This window comes from Metabacillus sediminilitoris, assembly GCF_009720625.1.
Lineage (GTDB): Bacteria > Bacillota > Bacilli > Bacillales > Bacillaceae > Metabacillus > Metabacillus sediminilitoris.
The window spans coordinates 1,012,466-1,029,504 of the sequence record NZ_CP046266.1; the positions used below are offsets into that span (position 1 = coordinate 1,012,466).

14 protein-coding genes and 3 pseudogenes are annotated in these 17,039 nt (G+C 33.5%); 6 read left to right on the plus strand and 11 right to left on the minus strand.

Annotation, left to right across the window (positions count from 1 at the left end):
* Positions 1-127: 127 nt before the first annotated feature.
* The 4 genes from GMB29_RS05170 to GMB29_RS05185 form a co-directional block, all read right to left on the minus strand.
* The gene (locus GMB29_RS05170) at positions 128-802 is read right to left on the minus strand and encodes a class I SAM-dependent methyltransferase (protein WP_136355104.1); all 675 of its coding nucleotides are present in this window, start codon (positions 800-802) and stop codon (positions 128-130) included.
* 15 nt (positions 803-817) lie between these two features.
* The gene (locus tag GMB29_RS05175) at positions 818-1,807 is read right to left on the minus strand and encodes a CgeB family protein (protein ID WP_196305225.1); all 990 of its coding nucleotides are present in this window, start codon (positions 1,805-1,807) and stop codon (positions 818-820) included.
* 56 nt (positions 1,808-1,863) lie between these two features.
* Positions 1,864-2,970 carry a glycosyltransferase WbsX family protein gene (locus GMB29_RS05180; RefSeq protein ID WP_136355100.1) on the minus strand — a complete coding sequence of 369 codons (1,107 nt, stop codon included), beginning with the start codon at positions 2,968-2,970 and terminating at the stop codon, positions 1,864-1,866.
* Positions 2,971-3,166: 196 nt separating this feature from the next.
* Complete coding sequence (locus GMB29_RS05185) at positions 3,167-3,910, minus strand: sulfotransferase domain-containing protein (RefSeq protein WP_136355098.1); 744 nt, start codon at positions 3,908-3,910, stop codon at positions 3,167-3,169.
* Positions 3,911-4,198: 288 nt separating this feature from the next.
* Between GMB29_RS05185 and GMB29_RS05190 the strand changes: the two genes are divergently transcribed.
* The 5 genes and pseudogenes from GMB29_RS05190 to GMB29_RS27930 form a co-directional block, all read left to right on the plus strand.
* Positions 4,199-4,624, plus strand: a complete 426-nt coding sequence (locus GMB29_RS05190; RefSeq protein ID WP_136355096.1) for a hypothetical protein — start codon at positions 4,199-4,201, stop codon at positions 4,622-4,624.
* A gap of 406 nt (positions 4,625-5,030) precedes the next feature.
* Positions 5,031-5,453, plus strand: a complete 423-nt coding sequence (locus tag GMB29_RS05195) for a hypothetical protein (RefSeq protein WP_136355094.1) — start codon at positions 5,031-5,033, stop codon at positions 5,451-5,453.
* 404 nt (positions 5,454-5,857) lie between these two features.
* Entirely contained in the window at positions 5,858-6,283 is a 426-nt protein-coding gene (locus GMB29_RS05200) for a hypothetical protein (RefSeq protein WP_136355092.1), read from the plus strand.
* Positions 6,284-6,525: 242 nt separating this feature from the next.
* Positions 6,526-6,792, plus strand: a pseudogene (locus GMB29_RS27230) (transposase); the annotation flags it as partial.
* Between the two features lie 29 nt (positions 6,793-6,821).
* Positions 6,822-6,954, plus strand: a pseudogene (locus tag GMB29_RS27930) (IS5/IS1182 family transposase); the annotation flags it as partial.
* A gap of 549 nt (positions 6,955-7,503) precedes the next feature.
* On the opposite strand, the gene GMB29_RS05210 reads toward GMB29_RS27930, so the two are convergent.
* From GMB29_RS05210 to GMB29_RS05225, 4 genes are all read right to left on the minus strand, one after another.
* A complete protein-coding gene (locus GMB29_RS05210) occupies positions 7,504-7,968 on the minus strand; it encodes a hypothetical protein (protein ID WP_136355088.1) in 465 nt (154 codons plus the stop codon).
* A gap of 257 nt (positions 7,969-8,225) precedes the next feature.
* On the minus strand, positions 8,226-9,089 hold the full coding sequence (locus GMB29_RS05215) for a sulfotransferase family protein (protein ID WP_168733874.1): 864 nt from the start codon (positions 9,087-9,089) through the stop codon (positions 8,226-8,228).
* 1,246 nt (positions 9,090-10,335) lie between these two features.
* Positions 10,336-11,685 carry a glycosyltransferase family 2 protein gene (locus GMB29_RS05220; protein WP_227551706.1) on the minus strand — a complete coding sequence of 450 codons (1,350 nt, stop codon included), beginning with the start codon at positions 11,683-11,685 and terminating at the stop codon, positions 10,336-10,338.
* A gap of 709 nt (positions 11,686-12,394) precedes the next feature.
* Positions 12,395-13,219, minus strand: a complete 825-nt coding sequence (locus tag GMB29_RS05225) for a glycosyltransferase (protein WP_136355082.1) — start codon at positions 13,217-13,219, stop codon at positions 12,395-12,397.
* A 292-nt stretch (positions 13,220-13,511) separates the two neighbouring features.
* Between GMB29_RS05225 and GMB29_RS27800 the strand changes: the two are divergent.
* Positions 13,512-13,629: pseudogene (locus GMB29_RS27800) on the plus strand (IS4 family transposase); the annotation flags it as partial.
* Between the two features lie 395 nt (positions 13,630-14,024).
* Here GMB29_RS27800 and GMB29_RS05230 read toward each other — a convergent pair.
* Genes GMB29_RS05230 through GMB29_RS05240 form a run of 3 tightly spaced genes read right to left on the minus strand, consistent with a single transcriptional unit; the run spans position 14,025 to position 16,216 of the window.
* Positions 14,025-14,927, minus strand: a complete 903-nt coding sequence (locus GMB29_RS05230; RefSeq protein ID WP_136355080.1) for an NAD-dependent epimerase/dehydratase family protein — start codon at positions 14,925-14,927, stop codon at positions 14,025-14,027.
* A complete protein-coding gene (locus tag GMB29_RS05235; protein ID WP_136355078.1) occupies positions 14,924-15,229 on the minus strand; it encodes a hypothetical protein in 306 nt (101 codons plus the stop codon). Before GMB29_RS05235 ends, GMB29_RS05230 begins: the two co-directional genes overlap by 4 nt.
* Entirely contained in the window at positions 15,230-16,216 is a 987-nt protein-coding gene (locus GMB29_RS05240; RefSeq protein WP_136355076.1) for a polysaccharide biosynthesis protein, read from the minus strand.
* Between the last annotated feature and the right edge of the window lie 823 nt (positions 16,217-17,039).

Genomic DNA, 17,039 nt, shown 5'->3' on the forward strand with positions numbered 1-17,039 from the left:
TTATTTATCGTAATCATCTCCAATGCAAATATGATGTTCATTTTATAATTTTATAGCAAGTTAGAGAGTAAAGTTAAATTACATACTTTTGAACCTATCTTCTACTGTAAAATAGTTTGGAACATATTTAGGGACTTTTCTTCTTGAAACAGAGCATTTTTTGGTTTCTTGAATGCCCCCAGTTCCCTATATATTTCAATTCTAATGAAGAGCCCTTAATCAATCGATCAAAGTCGAATAATTGGTAATGGTAAGGGTTCTTATTCGGATAGGTGATAATCCCAGAGGATTGTTTAATGGGTTTTTTGTTGTTTTTTTCTTTTGATTCAAAAAATGTGGCAAAAAATGTTCCTTCTTTTTTAAGAACTTTTTCCATATTAAGCAAACAATCTTTAATTACATTTAGCGGCAGGTGTGTGAATAAAGAATGAGCAATTGCAAAATCAAATTCTTGATTGAATTTCTTAAAAGAAAAAGTATCATCCACTAGTAGGTTCGGTTGTTTATGAACTAAGTTTGCTCGTTTTAATTCAAATTTGCCTGCTTTAATGAGAGAAGAATTAATGTCCATTCCATAGTAGTTGCCTGATTTTAAATACTTGATAAAATGAATACCGCCTCTCAAACTCCCGCAGCCTACGTCTAATAGTTGATGGTTCGGTAATAATCCTTGCTTTACCAAAAAATCAAATTGTAATTTTCCAATTATTTCCCAATTTCCTCCTACATACAATCGATGACTTCCGCTTTTAATTTCATGTTCAGTCAAATTCAGACCATAGTAGTTGTTCCATTTCAACATGAATCAGTCCTTTTATTATTTTTTAAGATGCTGCCCCTTTGAAAAACAATGAAGTAAATATTGCAGCCTTTTTTCATACGTATGGTCAGTAAGAGTACGGCGAAGTGCATTATTAGATATTCTTTCCCGTTCTTTTTCATTTTTAAGATATTCATTTATTTTACTCTTCAAATCTTCTAAGCTGTTATAACAAACCACTTCATCATTTATTTTATACAGATGGTCTAATCCTTGCCTGCAATCACAAAGCTGAAAAGCTGAACAGGCAGCAATATCAAATGTTCGATTATTCGGGGTGAAAGCGGGAAGTTTCTTATGATTCATTTTCACATCATTATGGCCTCTATGAATGTTTAAGATGATTTTAGAGCCATTGTAGTATTTTGCCACTTCTCTAGGGGGAATCAATGTATCTATGATATATGGCTGCATTTTTTTATAACTTTTTAATTTATTCCAATTTTTACCTATTATGATGAATTTTTTCTTTAATAGAAAGGGGGCTAAATTATCGATAATTGGAATGCGTTCAGGCCATGCATTGCCTATAAAGCTAATATCATATTGATATTTTTCCGGAACTTTCATTGGATGATATTTTTTGGGATTAACAGCTAACGGAAGGTGGATACAAGGCTTATTTTTCTGATTATAAAAGGAAACACAACTGGCATCTTGTGAAATAACAAAATCATATGGCTTTACTGATTTTTCATGAATCATAAGATTATAGGGATCATTAACTACCCATATCCCCACAGTGGCATATTTTTTTAGCATATTAATTAATGAAGCCGGAACGTTCGGGTGACATTTCAGAATAACATCAGGACGAAAAGATCTTACCTTATGACTGATCTTAAGCAAATCTTGCATACTGTTATAAAAAACACTTCCAAAAGTGAAATCCTCTAAATTTTTCTCAAGCGTTTTAAAAGCCGAGATGATATTTGAATCGAGGTGTGATAAGGTGTTTTGGCTTGTGTATATGAACATTAATCTCATTAGTATCATCCTTCTTACTTTTTGGTTATAAACCGTATTAATTTATCGTTAATGTTTCAGAAATCACAAAATGTACTATTTATACATTGAGTTAATTTTTTTATTTGCTCAAGATACTGATATTTATTTTTTTTATCGGGCTCCAAATAGGTTCCTTCGCCCCATTCATTCCAGGCATTAATAAACAAAAATTCATTTCCGACGTTTAGTTGAATTAATTTTTTTAGGTAATTCCCGAATTTTTCCGGTGAAGCACCTTCAAAAACTATAGAATTTGTTAATCTTCTTCGTGCTGTGTTATCCCAGTCAATAAAAGCACCTGGAAAAATTGGCTTATCCCAATTCTTTTCTTCTATAGTATGTTCTAGAATGTCTCTCCAGACCATATCATAATCAAAGATCCTCATTCTTATATTTTTGTTCGATAACCGTTTGAACACTTTTTTTCTCCCTTGAAGTAATGCCTTCACATTTGTTGTGGCACGGAGTCCATGACTAAGCGTATACATAGGTTCAAATTTAACTCGAGCATCAAATCCGTTAATGTTTGTGATGGGTTGCCCACTCATTGTCTCTACAAAATATATTCCATCTAATCCATTTTCTTTCGCTAATTTATTCCAATAAGATAGCATTTTGCTGCAATTTGGTATCTGTCCTGGAAAATGTATCAAAAAAATCGGTTTATTATTTTTATAAATATACCTTTTGTCTAAAAAAGCCTTTAATAAATAATAAAAATGTTCTTTCCAGTCATTTTCCTCTCCATAAACTTGAGGAATTAATATTTGATTTTTTCCCTTTGGATTCCTTTTTATCCAATCGTGATTAGCCCATGAAAGACAAAATGGGAATTCCGGTTCACCTGTCAATAAAACATCTTCTAATGGCCTTTCTAGTAACTTCTTACCCTTAAACCAATAATGGTAATAACAAAATCCATAAACACCATGTTGCTTTGCAATGTCTGCTTGCCATTTACGAACTTCAGGATTTGTTAAATCATAATAATAATCGTTTAATGGTTCTCTAGGCTGATTATGTCCTTTAAATAAAGGTACTGCTTTACGAGTATTTGTCCATTCAGTAAAACCTTCTCCCCACCATTTATCATTTTCTGGAATTTGGTGAAATTGTGGAAGGTAATATGCAATCATTTTCAAATTAAAATCCTCCCAGATTTTCATTTATACCTGTATATTCATTTGTATCTCAAACGATTGTGCATTTGTACATATATCTATGCTATTTAATAGGATTTTTTTTTCATACTCTTCCTTTTCTTACTATCTTATAGATGAAGGATTATTGGCATAATAATGTCGTCATCCCAAAGAATGTCACTACTATTTAAAAATTTTATTCATCCCAGTGAAAATGTACCTTTAGGAGCTGATTGAGTCTATCATTATACGGTTTGAAGAAGGATAGTAATTTTTTTCGAGTATTTGTATTGATAGGTTTGTAATCTCCTTTCATGTATACTTTATAATCATATATTTCTCGATAGGGTACACCTAAAAAACGTTGAACTTCTTTTAATGTCTTCAATGGATTAGAAAAAAACTGTTCACTCTGTAAGATCAACATTTGGCTCTTTGGGAAAAATTTTAGCCACCGTTCTAGTTGGTCCGCATACATTCCCCTTTTCATATAGATTTGTCCAATATCTACTTCCAACGCTTCTTCAAATGAAATATAATCATTTATCGATTCATTGCGAAGCAGTTCAGGCAATTTTTTATTTATGTCCATATGGTAGTTTGAATAAGCACGATCTACTGGGTTCCTTAATAAGACAATTAACTTTACATTCGGCATATAATGATAAACCCTTTGAGGAACATTAGGATCATAAATATATTTAGGGGTCGCCTCACCGGTTATATATCCTTGCTTTCTTCTTGTTTCCAAAGGAAATTGCTTTTTATACCACTCAATACCTTTATTATAATTATTATCAAAAAAGTGAATCTCTTTTCTGCTCGCTTCTAAAATTTCAGGGTGCTTAATCAAGTAATTATATAGTGAAGTCGTTCCGCATTTCTGGGCACCAATAATTAGAAAATCAGGAAAATCACCCGCTTTTTTGCTTTTGATCATAGTTTTCACTCCTTTAAGCAGTTTTTCCGATAATCTAACTTATTCGATTAAAAAAGCTTTGATTGGACGAACATACATGCAACATTCTTTAATTTTTATTAATTCTGGAATGATCTAAGATCAATCTAGTAAGAGAGTGGATTTTTCTAAAGATAGGATTATCTACTATCAATCATTTTTTATGTTTGCATATTTTATTAATAGACAGGCTGCTCTTGATAGAAGAAATAATTGGTGTTGCTAAGAGTATATCTGTCTACTATATCCATGAAGAAAGGAGGATGAATTATGGCCAATGTTAATCGTGTTCGAAATGGCGGATTTGAACAATCCTCACCTCCAACCGTAGGTCCTTTTTGGACGGCTACTGGGACTGCTGTAACAGCAACAGGAGATCAGTTGTTGGGAGCTAATTACGCTATTCTTGCTGTTGATGGCGATGCTATCTCGCAGCCTTTGTTACCTTTGCAAGTTGGTGAGAATTATACGTTCCAAGCAGCTTTTTCGACAGCTGCTTCTACAGGAACAATTGACGTCGATATTACAGGGCAACCAACTCGATCATTTCAAGCAGTAAACATAATAGTTGGGGACTATGCTTTCTACAATTTTGACTTCACAGCTACTGATGCCAATTCAACATTAACAATTACAAACAATACAGGAGTCGCAACACCTGTTCAAATCGATGTTGTATCTGTAAAATTAGCGTAACGGATTTGGATAACTGCTAATAGGAACTGAGCTTGTAGACAAAATCTTAGAATCTAGCTTTTTCGAAAACCGGGCAATGCCCGGTTTTTTGTCTACCGAGTTTTCTATGATTAAGACTCTATCCTATCGATTCCTCTGTAGTACTCTCGATATCTGTGTTCACCAATCATCCAACTAAATCGGATCCTGTGGGAAATAGCGCTAACTTTGTTTCTATTTCTCCAAGAACATACTAGTAAAATAGTGGATTTTTCTTAAAGATAGATTCTATGACTAACTCTCCTTTTTCATAATGGCATATGTTATTAGGTACAGGATTCTCTTGATTAGAATAGATAGATGAATGATACAGAGAATTACTGTTTTCACTTTTTATTCCAAATTCATGAAGAAAGGAGGATGAAATATGGCCAATGTTAATCGTGTTCGAAATGGCGGATTTGAACAATCCTCACCTCCAACCGTAGGTCCTTTTTGGACGGCTACTGGGACTGCTGTAACAGCAACGGGAGATCAGTTGTTGGGAGATAATTACGCTATTCTTGCTGTTGCCGGCGATGCTATCTCGCAGCCTTTGTTACCTTTACAGGTTGGTGAGAATTATACGTTCCAAGCAGCTTTTTCAACAGCTTCTGGAGCGGGAACAATTGACGTCGAAATTACAGGGCAACCAACTCGATCATTCCAAGCGTTAAACGTAATATCTGGAGATTATGCTTTCTACAATTTCGACTTCACTGCTACTACTTCAAGCCCAACATTAACAATCAGAAGCACTGGACTCAGTACCCCTCTTCAAATAGATGTTGTTTCCGTAAAATTAGCGTAACGGATTTGGATAACTGCTAATAGGAACTGTGCTTGTAGAAAAAATCTTAGAATCTAGCTTTTTTTAAAACCGGGCAATGCCCGGTTTTTTGTCTACCGAGTGTCCTATGATTAGGAATCTATCCTATCGATTCCTTTGTAGTATTCTCGATACCTGCCTTCACCAATCATCTTACTGAATAGGCTCCTGTGGGAATAACGCTAACTTTGTTTCTATTTCTCCAAGAACATACTAGTAAAATAGTTGATTTTTCTTAAAGATAGTTCTATGACTAACTCTCTTTTTTCATAATGGCATATATTATTATGGACAGGATTCTCATGATTAGAATAGATTGATGAATGATACAGAGAATTACTGTTTTCATTTTTTATTCCAAATTCATATAGAAAGGAGGATGAAATATGGCCAATGTTAATCGTGTTCGAAATGGCGGATTTGAACAATCCACACCACCGGGTGTAGGTCCCTTTTGGTCTCCTATTGGCACTGCTATAACAGAAACTACAGATGAATTGTTGGGAGCTAATAATGCTAATCTTCAAGCTAGCGGTGATTCAATCTCGCAGCCTTTGTTACCTTTGCAGGTAGGTGAGAACTATACGTTCCAAGCAGCTTTTTCGACACCAGCTACAGACGGAACAATTGACGTCGATATTACAGGGCAACCAACTCGGTCATTCCAAGCGGCAAACGTAATAAGTGGACAATATGCCTTCTACAATTTCGACTTCACAGCTACTACTGCCAATTCAACATTAACAATCACAAACAGCACTGTTACAAGTGCAGCAGTGAAAATCGATGTGGTATCTGTAAAATTAGCGTAACGTATATTGTCTAACTGCTAATAGGATCTGCCCGGGCAGACAAATTCTTAAAATCTAGCTTTTTTGATATGAGAAAACCGAGCAATGCTCGGTTAGGCTGCCGAGAAACCTCGGCAGCCTTTAATTTTCTTTAATTACTTCCAATTATTCACCGAGTTAATAGGGTAGAAAATATATAATTAAACATGGTGAATAGGATGTTCAGTCCTAAAAGAGAATCTCATAAGGAAGGAGAATTTGTAATGATTGATGATTTAGTACAACAAGACTACCTTTTAAGAAAGGTGGATCAATACATAGACTTTTTATTTATAAGAGAGAAAGTCCGCCTATACTTACCTGTAAACAATGGGTGCCCCTCCGACCTATTTAGCTTTTCAAAATGATGTTTATCGGCTATTTTTATGGCATTCGTTTGGAACGCCCAATTAAAAAAAGAAATTCAGACAAATGTAGCCTACCGATGGTTTTTAAGATTAAAACTTACTGATCCTGTTCCTGATTATTCAATCAATATATCTGTCTAAACAAAGAAGAATTGTTATATAGTACAACGACAAGGTAAAGGTATCGAGAGTACAAATCAGACACAAAAAAGTGTAAAATGTCCACTTCTCAAGGATTGGACAAGATCGAAGAATACACAAAAAGTCATTACACAATATGTTTGGTAAGAACATAGAGATCAGGTTCATCTCAATCCTCTTTCAAAATCAGGAAGTTACTTTATAAATTCAGATAGGGAAAAGTAGAGTGAAGCTTTGCAGATTCAAAAGAACTGCACGGGCTTCGTTACTGCAGGTTACTGGGTTTACGGAATGCGAGTTAACACCGCAGCTTGTCAGAATATAAAAAGATCGCTACTCACCTAGCAAAACTAGCATAAGGTGTAGGCGATCTTTTTTTAGTTAAAATATTTCAGTTTTTATCCTAATAACTTATTGAGTAATTGAAAAAAGTATAGGTTTTAAAAAAAACGTACTTTCTCATCAATCTGACCGAGCAATGCTCAGTTTTTTTGTCTAGCGAGTGTCCTACATTCGTACTAATTCCTGTCGATTCCTTTGTAAAACTCCTGGATATATTGATCGTTTCTCCTTGTTTGTATTGTCCATTTTATTGATATAACACCACAGTGACAGTGAAATGTTTAAAATTCGGGAGGTTGTTTTTTGTTAATAATTTATTTTAATAAGAAATTGGCGTTGGATTAACTTATTTTATTTTCTCTTCCTAATAGGGACCTTTACAAATTCATCATGGCGGATTTGCATTGTTGGTTCTGAAATGGTGAGTGATTCGCCGGGAGCGGCAAATCCTCCGGTAACCGAGGCAATAATTCCTCTTCCATTTCCCGCAACATCACCGCGTACAGTGACGATTAACGCTGTTGAACCGGGATTACTCTGAGTGATCGAAATGGTCTCAGATTGCTCATCGATAGGTACGGCAAAAGACTTTGCTTGATTCGGCTGAAGTCTGACCCGTTGGGGTGGATGAAGCACAGTTATAGGCGAGCCAGAAGGCGGAAGCGGCTGTGGATTCAAGGCAACTTGGTTGATTTTAAAAACTGCGTTAAGGGTCCGTTGCGTTTGATTTGTAAGCATCACTACTACCGTATTAATAGGGCTTCCATTTTGTGTTTGAGAGGGGACAAGAAACGGTCCAGTTCGAAATATAGCCATAAATAACCTTCTTTCCAGTAGTTTTTTTAATACAATCTACTATATGAGAATTCATTTTTTTTGCGTGTATGTTTGTCTTTATCTTTTAATTCAAAAAGCGTATACCAGCTAAATGGCATACGCTTTTAGCTTTGATCTTTTATTACATTTAAACAGTAGTTCTCCTCCATTGATGGTAGTTTTACATAATATCTATACATAAAGGAAATGAGAGTATAAACTACTATTTCATTAGCAGAGGATTTTTTTCGTAGATTTTATATTGTAAATCCTAATTTTCTTATTAAATCAAATTCACCTTCTGTAAAACTACTTAAATCACGTTTTTTATGTCTTCCCAATGAGTGGGGAGGGTGAATCAATTTTGCTAATTGATCGATGTTATATTTTGATTGATCTAATTCTAAAAAGGAAATAAGGCTCCTGATTTCCTTCTCTGGATTCATGCATAAATCATTAAAGTTAATAACCAAGAAGTTGTGATTGAAGAGTTCCTGTCCTAGTCGTATCGCTTTTTCATTTGCTGCAAACCAATATTGAAGACTGGATTTTGGATCCGCTTTGGTACCTGGTTTAATGTTATATAAGTCTCCCCACTTGTAAAACTGATTTTGATTGCTGCTGTAAGCCATTTCCAACCCGTTGCGTATAACAAGTACATATTTTATCTTCTTAAAATATTTCGCCAAGAATTCTATATAAATATGCGTTACCGGATTTTTCCATCCCCAGCCTATAGAATTGGAATGATTCGTTTCTAGGGATGTCAACATGCTTTCCTCAAAGTTTATTAGTCGTTTGAAGATAACTTGTTTATTATTTCTATGATTCTTTTTAAACCATTCAGGGGACCCAAATAACTTTGCAAATTCTAGATTGTCATTCGCCTTATTTAAAGGGCCTATATAATATCCTAGTTCTTTCATTATTTCTGCAACGACCCTGGTCCCGCTTCCGCCTACACCTCCAATGACGACTGGTCCATGGAAAATCTCTCTTAAATGTTTATTTTCTCGAATTTTTTTTCGCTCCTTCTCTAATATTATTGTTGCTAATAGAATATGATATGAAAAATCCAGCAGTCTTGTATAAGACAAGCGCCGCAAAATGATAAGATTCAAACTAATGTCATTCCCCCTTAGGTTCCAACTTTTTTAATTCCCTACTAGACAAGCGTAGAAGCAGCCTGTCGATAAAAGAATAAGATAGAACTATAAAGGTGAGGTGGTTTTATGTGTTTATGCAGTGAATATAAAAAGCGATTTTCTCCCAATGGTTTGTACCAAGGAAGATCTATGCAGCCGGCAAACGTAAATTACGTAAAGTTAGCTTCTACCCAAGCAATGAAAAAAACAACTTTTAAAAAATACGGGAATAAGAAATAAGTGCAGTTTAAAAAGCAATTGTTTATTCAATCCCTTTTTGAAATTTTTTATTACCGATTTCTCGTTTCCCAATTAAAATTGATAACAGAAACGAATCAATAATAGCTATGTTCAAGGAGGTAAAATACCAATTTTGGCTTTAAAAAAAGAAAAAATCTCTTATGCCCACTACCAAATATGCAAATAAGAGATTTCTATAAAATCGATCATATACAGGTGAAAGTCAGCACTTCCAATTTGATCACCTACTAATCTAAAGACCATCTTTCTAAAGAAATATGAAGGAATTACATTCTTAAACAATCAAAAATGTACATTCTAATGTTGATATTTATAATTAGGAAGTTCAAATACAAAAGGGGCAACTGCCCGATCTCGACTAAGAGAGGTCAAGAATTTCTAGATAAAAAATTTTTAAATGAAAATAGGAATTGATCATATAATCACTTATCAATTTACAAATTTCCCCTTGCCAATTCCCAAAACTAGTATATTTTCAATAAAATAGGACAAAACATCATGCGGTATTTCTTTTAAATCTTTTAACTTAGAACAATACCATATTTCCCTCTCATTCCTTTAAAAACTTGTGACTATTGATTCGATAAAGGTATATATTTTTTTAACACGTTTTCCATACTGGATCTGTCAAAAGCTGTCCCTATAAATTGTTTCCTAAAATAGACTAAAAGCTTATAGGATAATTTTTTTAAATGATTTTCTTTGAAAAGTGTTTCTTAAATAATACCTAGTAACTTTTGATAAATATAATCAAGTATATGGGTAAATAAAAAAATGACTTGTTGTGATGGGGGAGGAGAGAGGATAATAATAGTTAAACACTTCTTTTCCATAATAAAAGATGAAAAACGATTCATGGATTTTCATATCATGAAAATCTCTTTCTTTCTGCTCATGGATGGTCCAAGATGGAAAAATAGGTTTCCTTCACAAAAGGTTGTTAAAGGAAACCTGTTTGATGTTATCTCCAGCTATAAACAATTTCCTTACCAATAGGGAATTTGTATAAGATTTGGGGGGATATTTTAATCGCTTTATTTGGAGCCAATTTTAACTTCTCCAGACTTACTTTTTTAATAGGGTAAAAAGAGTTGTTCATCGATAAATAAAAAGTGTTAAAACATTTGAAAACTTTAAGGTTTGGCAGTTGCGTCTCAAATTCGATTTTTGATTCAAGATTCTTGCCACTTTGAATTGATTCGATAATTTGATTTGGCAAAGTGATAATTTTCTGGGGGAGGAAACCATAATAATTGAGGGAGATTTTATCCTTAATCAATCTTTTACAGTCATCCTGAATAAGAAAAATTTCGTCCCGATCATTGGACTTAACCAAGAAGTTATTAAGGATTTTTTTGGAAAAAACTTCTTTATCAATCTTTTCCCCCACATGATATCTCTGAATTTTTGGATTGGGGACACTGATGGCATCGGACTGTTTAAATTTCAAATAATTCAATGTTTCCTGATCTTTAATGGGACGTCTCAACTGCCTATCAATATAATAAATTGCTGGTCCTATACCTTTAACGAGCAAACCATCTGGAATAAAATCAAGCTGTGAACGTACCAAGGCACTGGGCTGGATCCCCCATTTTTGGACGAATTTCTGTATATTTTCTGATTGTATCCGTCGAAGATTTATCTGATTTCTCTTAAAACTCGCATGTCCATCGTGGTGAACCAGTGTATCCCCGGCAAGAAGTAGAGTATAACCGGCTCTTGTCGCGCGGAGACAAAAGTCATTATCTTCGGCAGTTCCTATAGTAAAGCGTTCATCCATCAATCCTATTTTATCAAATACTTCACGTTTTAGCAGTAAACAAAAACCATACAAGACTTGCATAGCTTTCCATTTGGAGGGATCATGTTGATTAAATCGTGAAGCAAGTTGATGATATTGGACTTCATTAGAATAGTTCACGTTTGCAGGTTTTTTTACACCTGGGGGATTGGTAGAATTCGTCAAGGGCCCGACCATTCCTATCCGCGGGCTAATATAAAGGGCCTTTAGCAGGTTATCCAACCAATGATGGGACACGATAGTATCGTTATTCAGCAATAGCAATTGCTCTCCTTTAGCCAACTTCATCCCTTGGTTGCAGCCGCCCGCAAACCCCTTGTTTTGTTTATTACAAATAAGTTTAATATCCGGAAACTTTTTAAGGTACTGAATGGTACCGTCTGTTGAGCCATTATCAACAATGATCAATTCATAAGGTTGATGCGTGTATTTACGAATACTTACTAAACACTTTTTCGTTTTCTCCAAGTTATTTAATGTCAAAATAATGATACTTGTGAGAGACATGTCAAGCACAATCCTTTCCTCCGGTAAAACCGGCGATTTCTACAATGATGATTTTTACAGTTATAAATAGTTTTCATACCGATGAGAACCATTACACGTATGTTGAAAGAAAACAATTCCTCTCAAAAAAAATAAAAAATATAAAGCAACAACCAATTCTAAACATAAACTTCTAATCTTTCCTAACCTGTTAAATCAACAGTTTAAGGTCAATGAGCCAGGGAAGTTCTTGGGTAATAGATATCACCCTATATTGACAAGAGAAGGATGGATCTATTTAGTATAGTCATGGATTTGTTTTCAAGAAGAATCATAGTTGACAGATAGACAAGCGGATGACCAAAGAGTTAGTGATTACTGCTTTAAAACCAGTTATTAGGCAGCAGCCTCCAATAGAAAATTTAAATTACCATTCTGACGACGTAATCAATTAAAGGAATATCAACAGATCCCCAGAGATCATAGGATTATCACTAGTATAAGTAAAAAGGAGCTGTTATGACTACTCATGAATTGAATCTTTTTACAGTGTTATTTAGAAATTATTAATTTTTCATGAAAACAACCAAACTAACAAAAAACAGCATTTTTGAATATATTGTAAGTTGAATAATTATAAAAGGATCCATTTATTAAACAACTCTTTATCTCTTATTGGATAAAAAAGATACTAAAAACAAAGTAAAACAAATTGAGAATTTTCTCTGTGTTAAGTGTCCAATTTATTGACAGAGTTTTTATTTATTGGCTTTATTTTATAGGTCTTGTCAGGACTTATAATTAATTTATAACCATGTTTTCTTAAACGATCGATAAAACCTTTTAACTTAATACTCTTTACCGAATAATTTTTAACATAATAATCAATTTCCTTTTGAAACTGAGTAATATTGTGTCCCCAATTTTTTGCTAGATAACGATCATTCCAAGCCGCAAAATACCCCATTCTTTTAACACCAGCGGAAAATGCTGCATCTGCCGGTAACTTCCATTTATTTTTTTGAATATTCTTCCAACGAAGTCCTCGTTTAATTAAGATTTTTTTTACCAGACATGTTGTACCGGTATTTGGACAAATATATATTAGTTTGCCCCCTTTACGGAATGGCTTTCCAGGTCGCTTACCCCATATTTCCCCTTGTTCAACTTCTGGAGTCAATGAATATGGTGAAATTTGTCCCAATTTCGGAAATGTTTCTAATTTGCTTATTAACTCTTTATCCCAGCCGGGTCTGTATTCTAAATCATTTTCAGAAAAGTGTATATATCGGTATTTATTAATATTCACTGTATTTAATATATGATTAAAAGCAAGACCTCCTTTATTTTCTTTTAGAAAAATAGCTTTAAAGTTGTATAGCTCAGCTAAACGTTTGAGAGTTAATATAGTCTTAGAATTGGAGGCATTGTCAACAACAATTAAAGTATAGGAAACCGAAACAGTTTCAATGTAAGATTTAATTGTTTGTTCTAGTAACTCCGCTCTATTCCAGCTTAACATAATTGTTAAGATATCAACTGAATTTCGATTCATTTTTTACCTCCTTCAACATTTTTTGATAATACAATATATTGTATTCGGAATAGAATTCGGATGTTCGGGCTAGTACGTTCCTATTATTTCTTAATGCCTCGAAATAACCAAGTTTTGCTAAAACGGATAAGTATAGCTTAATCCGTTTGGGTTCGAGTACCAATTATAGGAGTTATCATCTTTTTGGTATATATGGGGACCATTTCATAATAAAAGATCGCTAATCATTTTCTATGAAGTAGCGATCTAATTTTTCTTTATAAAAAAGCACAGCTGAAAGTGGGAAGAATATGCCACTGTAAAGTTACATTTACGACTCGGTTTCATGGATAAGGATACCGTTTATCCAGAAAAAGCAGTGTACAACTGCTAAAGAACATGACATAAATCAGCTCGAGATTCTTGTAGATTATGCAAATTATTCATCTCGTTTTTTTAAACATTTCTTAGTTACCTAGAAGTATGTGTCCTACTATCTATTTAAGAAATTACGAAGCAAAAAGGATAAAATGTTTGATTTCTATATTTAAATTTTTAAGTAACACAAAGGAATAATGAAAAAAGTAAATTCATGATAGAATGAGGGGATTCAGACTTTGCTGTTTTAAAAGGGAGAGAGTATGCATACATTCCAAAATACTATTCAGTCTGAAACTCTAGTTTAAAAAAAGGCTTTGACGAAAATGTTTAGCTTTCGCGTTTATGAGTTTATATATTAGGCTGGAGTGTTGCATTTTTTTCTTAGAATAAAATCCCCCCTATGTTTATGTTGTAATCATTTGTAATTTTTTTTAAGAATGTTAGATTAATTTTTATTGCTGCGATAAAAATTAAGAATATCATTTAAAGATGATTCAAATGGAATGGCAGGTTTCCAACCCAATTTCTTTAGTTTATCAGAAATAATATTAACCTGCTGTTCTATCTGATTCATTTTTGATTTTATCTCAAAGTCTACTGTGGTTAAAGATTTAAACATATTAATGATTTCTTCAAGAGAGCGGCTTTTTTCAGAGGCAATTTCATATACTTCACCAGGTTCTCCCATCATTAGTAGAATTTCGTAAGCAGAAACAGCATCTCTGACATCAATAAAATCACGATGTGCTTTTGCATTTTTCACTTCAAGAATCCTTTCAGATTTATTTTCTTCCATGTCTACTATTTTTTTTGCGAAAATTGAACAAACCCCGTTTGATAAACCGGGTCCTATTAAATTGGAGGGTTTGGCGATGACAATATGCATATTGTATAGAACTGCCCATGATTGAGCAATGAGTATTTGAAGAGTTTTGCTTAAACTATAGGGGTTGGTAAGTGTAGACATGACTGTTGGATTAAATTGAAGGGCAGATCCAATTACAACGATTTTGCAAGATGGATTCTTTTGACGAATGGCGTCGAGTAAATATGCAGTGGACATGGCGTTTGCTTCCAATGAATAGATAGGATCTATCCATGTTTGCCCTACATGGTTTTTTCCGGCTAAATGAAGGAGGTATTGAGGGTTGACCTTTTCAATTAATTGTTTAACTTGTTCATTATCGGTAAGATCATAATATTCTGTATTAATTCCAATACCATTCAAAGAGCTTTTTCTTGTAACGCCTGTCACATCAAACCCTGCCTTCAAGAAATGTATACATGCGTGCTGACCTGTAAAACCACTTGCTCCTGTAATTAATAACTTAGGCGGCTGTAGATTCATAGGTTGTATATCCAATCTTTTAAATATATTAACCATTTGTTGGTAAGCGGGAATTGGGTATTCGAGCATTCATCAGGAATGATTTTTACATTGTCCTTTACAAAGATTTCTTTTATCTTTTTTAAAAGCGCATATTTTGAAATGTTTGTTGCAGATTTTAAATAATACCGATCATTAACAAGGCTGTTTTTATCATTTATTACTCTTGATGTGTAGTGTATATCATACTGGGGCTTTTGCTTTAAATATTCTTTCATTACATGTCCAGACATACACTTTCCACCAAGAATTAATACTTTCATCTAAATAAACCCACCCTTCATTAACATGTCTTTAATTTCTTCTTTAGTCATTAAACCTGTACTGGAATTATAATTTTTTATATTTACAGATTTAAATTTAGAATAATGCTCCTTTAAACCTTTAATGTAAATAGCTGGAAGTATAATGAAATATTCATTGTCAAATACGACCGTCTTTGTACTTTCATATTCTGAAAGAAGTAATTCATGAATTTTTTCTCCTGGTCGGATACCAAGAATCTCAATCTCAACACTTTTTATATTTGAAGCCTCAATTAATACCTGGGCAAGATCCACAATCCTGCATGTAGGCATTTTCATAACGAAGATTTCCCCGCCGATACTTTCAAAAGTTGCTTTAAATACTAGTTTAATAGCATCCTCTACAGTTAAGAAAAAACGCGTCATATTTAAATCTGTAATTCCGACCTTTTTCTTATCTTGAATTTGCTTTTTAAACACATGTATGACACTTCCATTTGTACCTAATACATTTCCTCCTCTGATACATACGAACCTTGTTTTCGTGTTTAAAGTATTAGCATGAATAATTAGTTTCTCACCCATGGCTTTTGATAACCCATAGAAGTTAGAAGGGTCTGAAGCTTTGTCCGTTGAAACATAAATAACTTTTTTGACATTGCCGTTAATAGCAGCATCTATGACATTTTGTGTTCCAATAACATTTGTTTTTAATGCTTCAATTGGTTGTTCTTCACATACAGGTACATGCTTTAAAGCTGCCAAATGAAAAATATAATCAACGTCTTGACTAGCATTGATTAAAGCATGTTTCTCTTTTATATCTCCAATAATAAACCGCAATTTTGGATGATGGTCAAACTCTTGTTTCATGGCAAATTGATTAGACTCATTTCTTGAAAAAATACGAATTTCTTTTGGGTTTAAAGGTAGTAACTGTTTGACTAGTTCATGTCCCCATGAACCTGTCCCGCCTGTAACTAAAATGATTTCGTTATTAAACAATTTCCATGCCTCCTAATATTATTTTTATTATTTTATCCGCCGGTCTTCGAGATTAAAAAGAGGTTACCAGCTTCTAAATAGAAAACAGAAATCCCCATTCTTTCTGTTAAAATCATACTCAACCCTGTTTGTATCTCTTAATACAATACTTTATCGGGTTTTTCGTTTAAAAAATAATCTCTAGACTTTAATACATTACGGATTGTTGCTTCACAAGGGATTTTTGTTAGCTTAACAAAACATAATCTAGTTCTCTAACCCTAGTTGTCGGAAGAATATATCGCTTAATGACGAGTGAAATATTGTCCAGTATGCACTAAAATATGTTTTCTGGTAAAATTATCCAATTACTTATAGTGGGCTTAAGCATTTAATCTCAGACCGTGTGCATTAAATAGTCATTACCTTCCCAGTTTTTATCCCTTAAACATAAGACTTTTTACTTTCCTAGCTTGGCCTTTACCTTATTTTATATTATGCTTTTACATTTAAATTGCTATAGCCAATACCATTCCCTATTAAAAATCAGCAGATTACTTAGGTTATGAATTTTTATTAATTTGAAGAAAATTATGCTTTTAAATCTTTTTATTAGATTAACTTCTATTTCATTACAAACTAACAGACCGGCTGTAGCATTTACATAAGAGTAAGGGGAGGACTACTATTCCGTGAGATCATCATCTCAATAAGATTAAAGAATTTTTAGATGTAAAGTTGGAAAATTTCTGAAATGAAACGCTTGTGAACACACAGTGTTCAAAAATGCTATGTTTGGTTTAGATTTATAAATTTTTCCAAGTGGAAAACTGGAGGTTTCGGC

What these genes read in the sequence shown, in the direction of transcription:
- GMB29_RS05225 (WP_136355082.1), bottom strand. Translation starts at nt 13,219, where the DNA reads ATGAATCGAAATTCAGTTGATATCTTAACAATTATGTTAAGCTGGAAT.
- GMB29_RS05170 (WP_136355104.1), bottom strand. Translation starts at nt 802, where the DNA reads ATGTTGAAATGGAACAACTACTATGGTCTGAATTTGACTGAACATGAA.
- GMB29_RS05190 (WP_136355096.1), top strand. Translation starts at nt 4,199, where the DNA reads ATGGCCAATGTTAATCGTGTTCGAAATGGCGGATTTGAACAATCCTCA.
- GMB29_RS05195 (WP_136355094.1), top strand. Translation starts at nt 5,031, where the DNA reads ATGGCCAATGTTAATCGTGTTCGAAATGGCGGATTTGAACAATCCTCA.
- GMB29_RS05235 (WP_136355078.1), bottom strand. Translation starts at nt 15,229, where the DNA reads ATGAAAGTATTAATTCTTGGTGGAAAGTGTATGTCTGGACATGTAATG.
- GMB29_RS05220 (WP_227551706.1), bottom strand. Translation starts at nt 11,685, where the DNA reads ATGTCTCTCACAAGTATCATTATTTTGACATTAAATAACTTGGAGAAA.
- GMB29_RS05230 (WP_136355080.1), bottom strand. Translation starts at nt 14,927, where the DNA reads ATGAATCTACAGCCGCCTAAGTTATTAATTACAGGAGCAAGTGGTTTT.
- GMB29_RS05200 (WP_136355092.1), top strand. Translation starts at nt 5,858, where the DNA reads ATGGCCAATGTTAATCGTGTTCGAAATGGCGGATTTGAACAATCCACA.
- GMB29_RS05175 (WP_196305225.1), bottom strand. Translation starts at nt 1,807, where the DNA reads ATGAGATTAATGTTCATATACACAAGCCAAAACACCTTATCACACCTC.
- GMB29_RS05185 (WP_136355098.1), bottom strand. Translation starts at nt 3,910, where the DNA reads ATGATCAAAAGCAAAAAAGCGGGTGATTTTCCTGATTTTCTAATTATT.
- GMB29_RS05210 (WP_136355088.1), bottom strand. Translation starts at nt 7,968, where the DNA reads ATGGCTATATTTCGAACTGGACCGTTTCTTGTCCCCTCTCAAACACAA.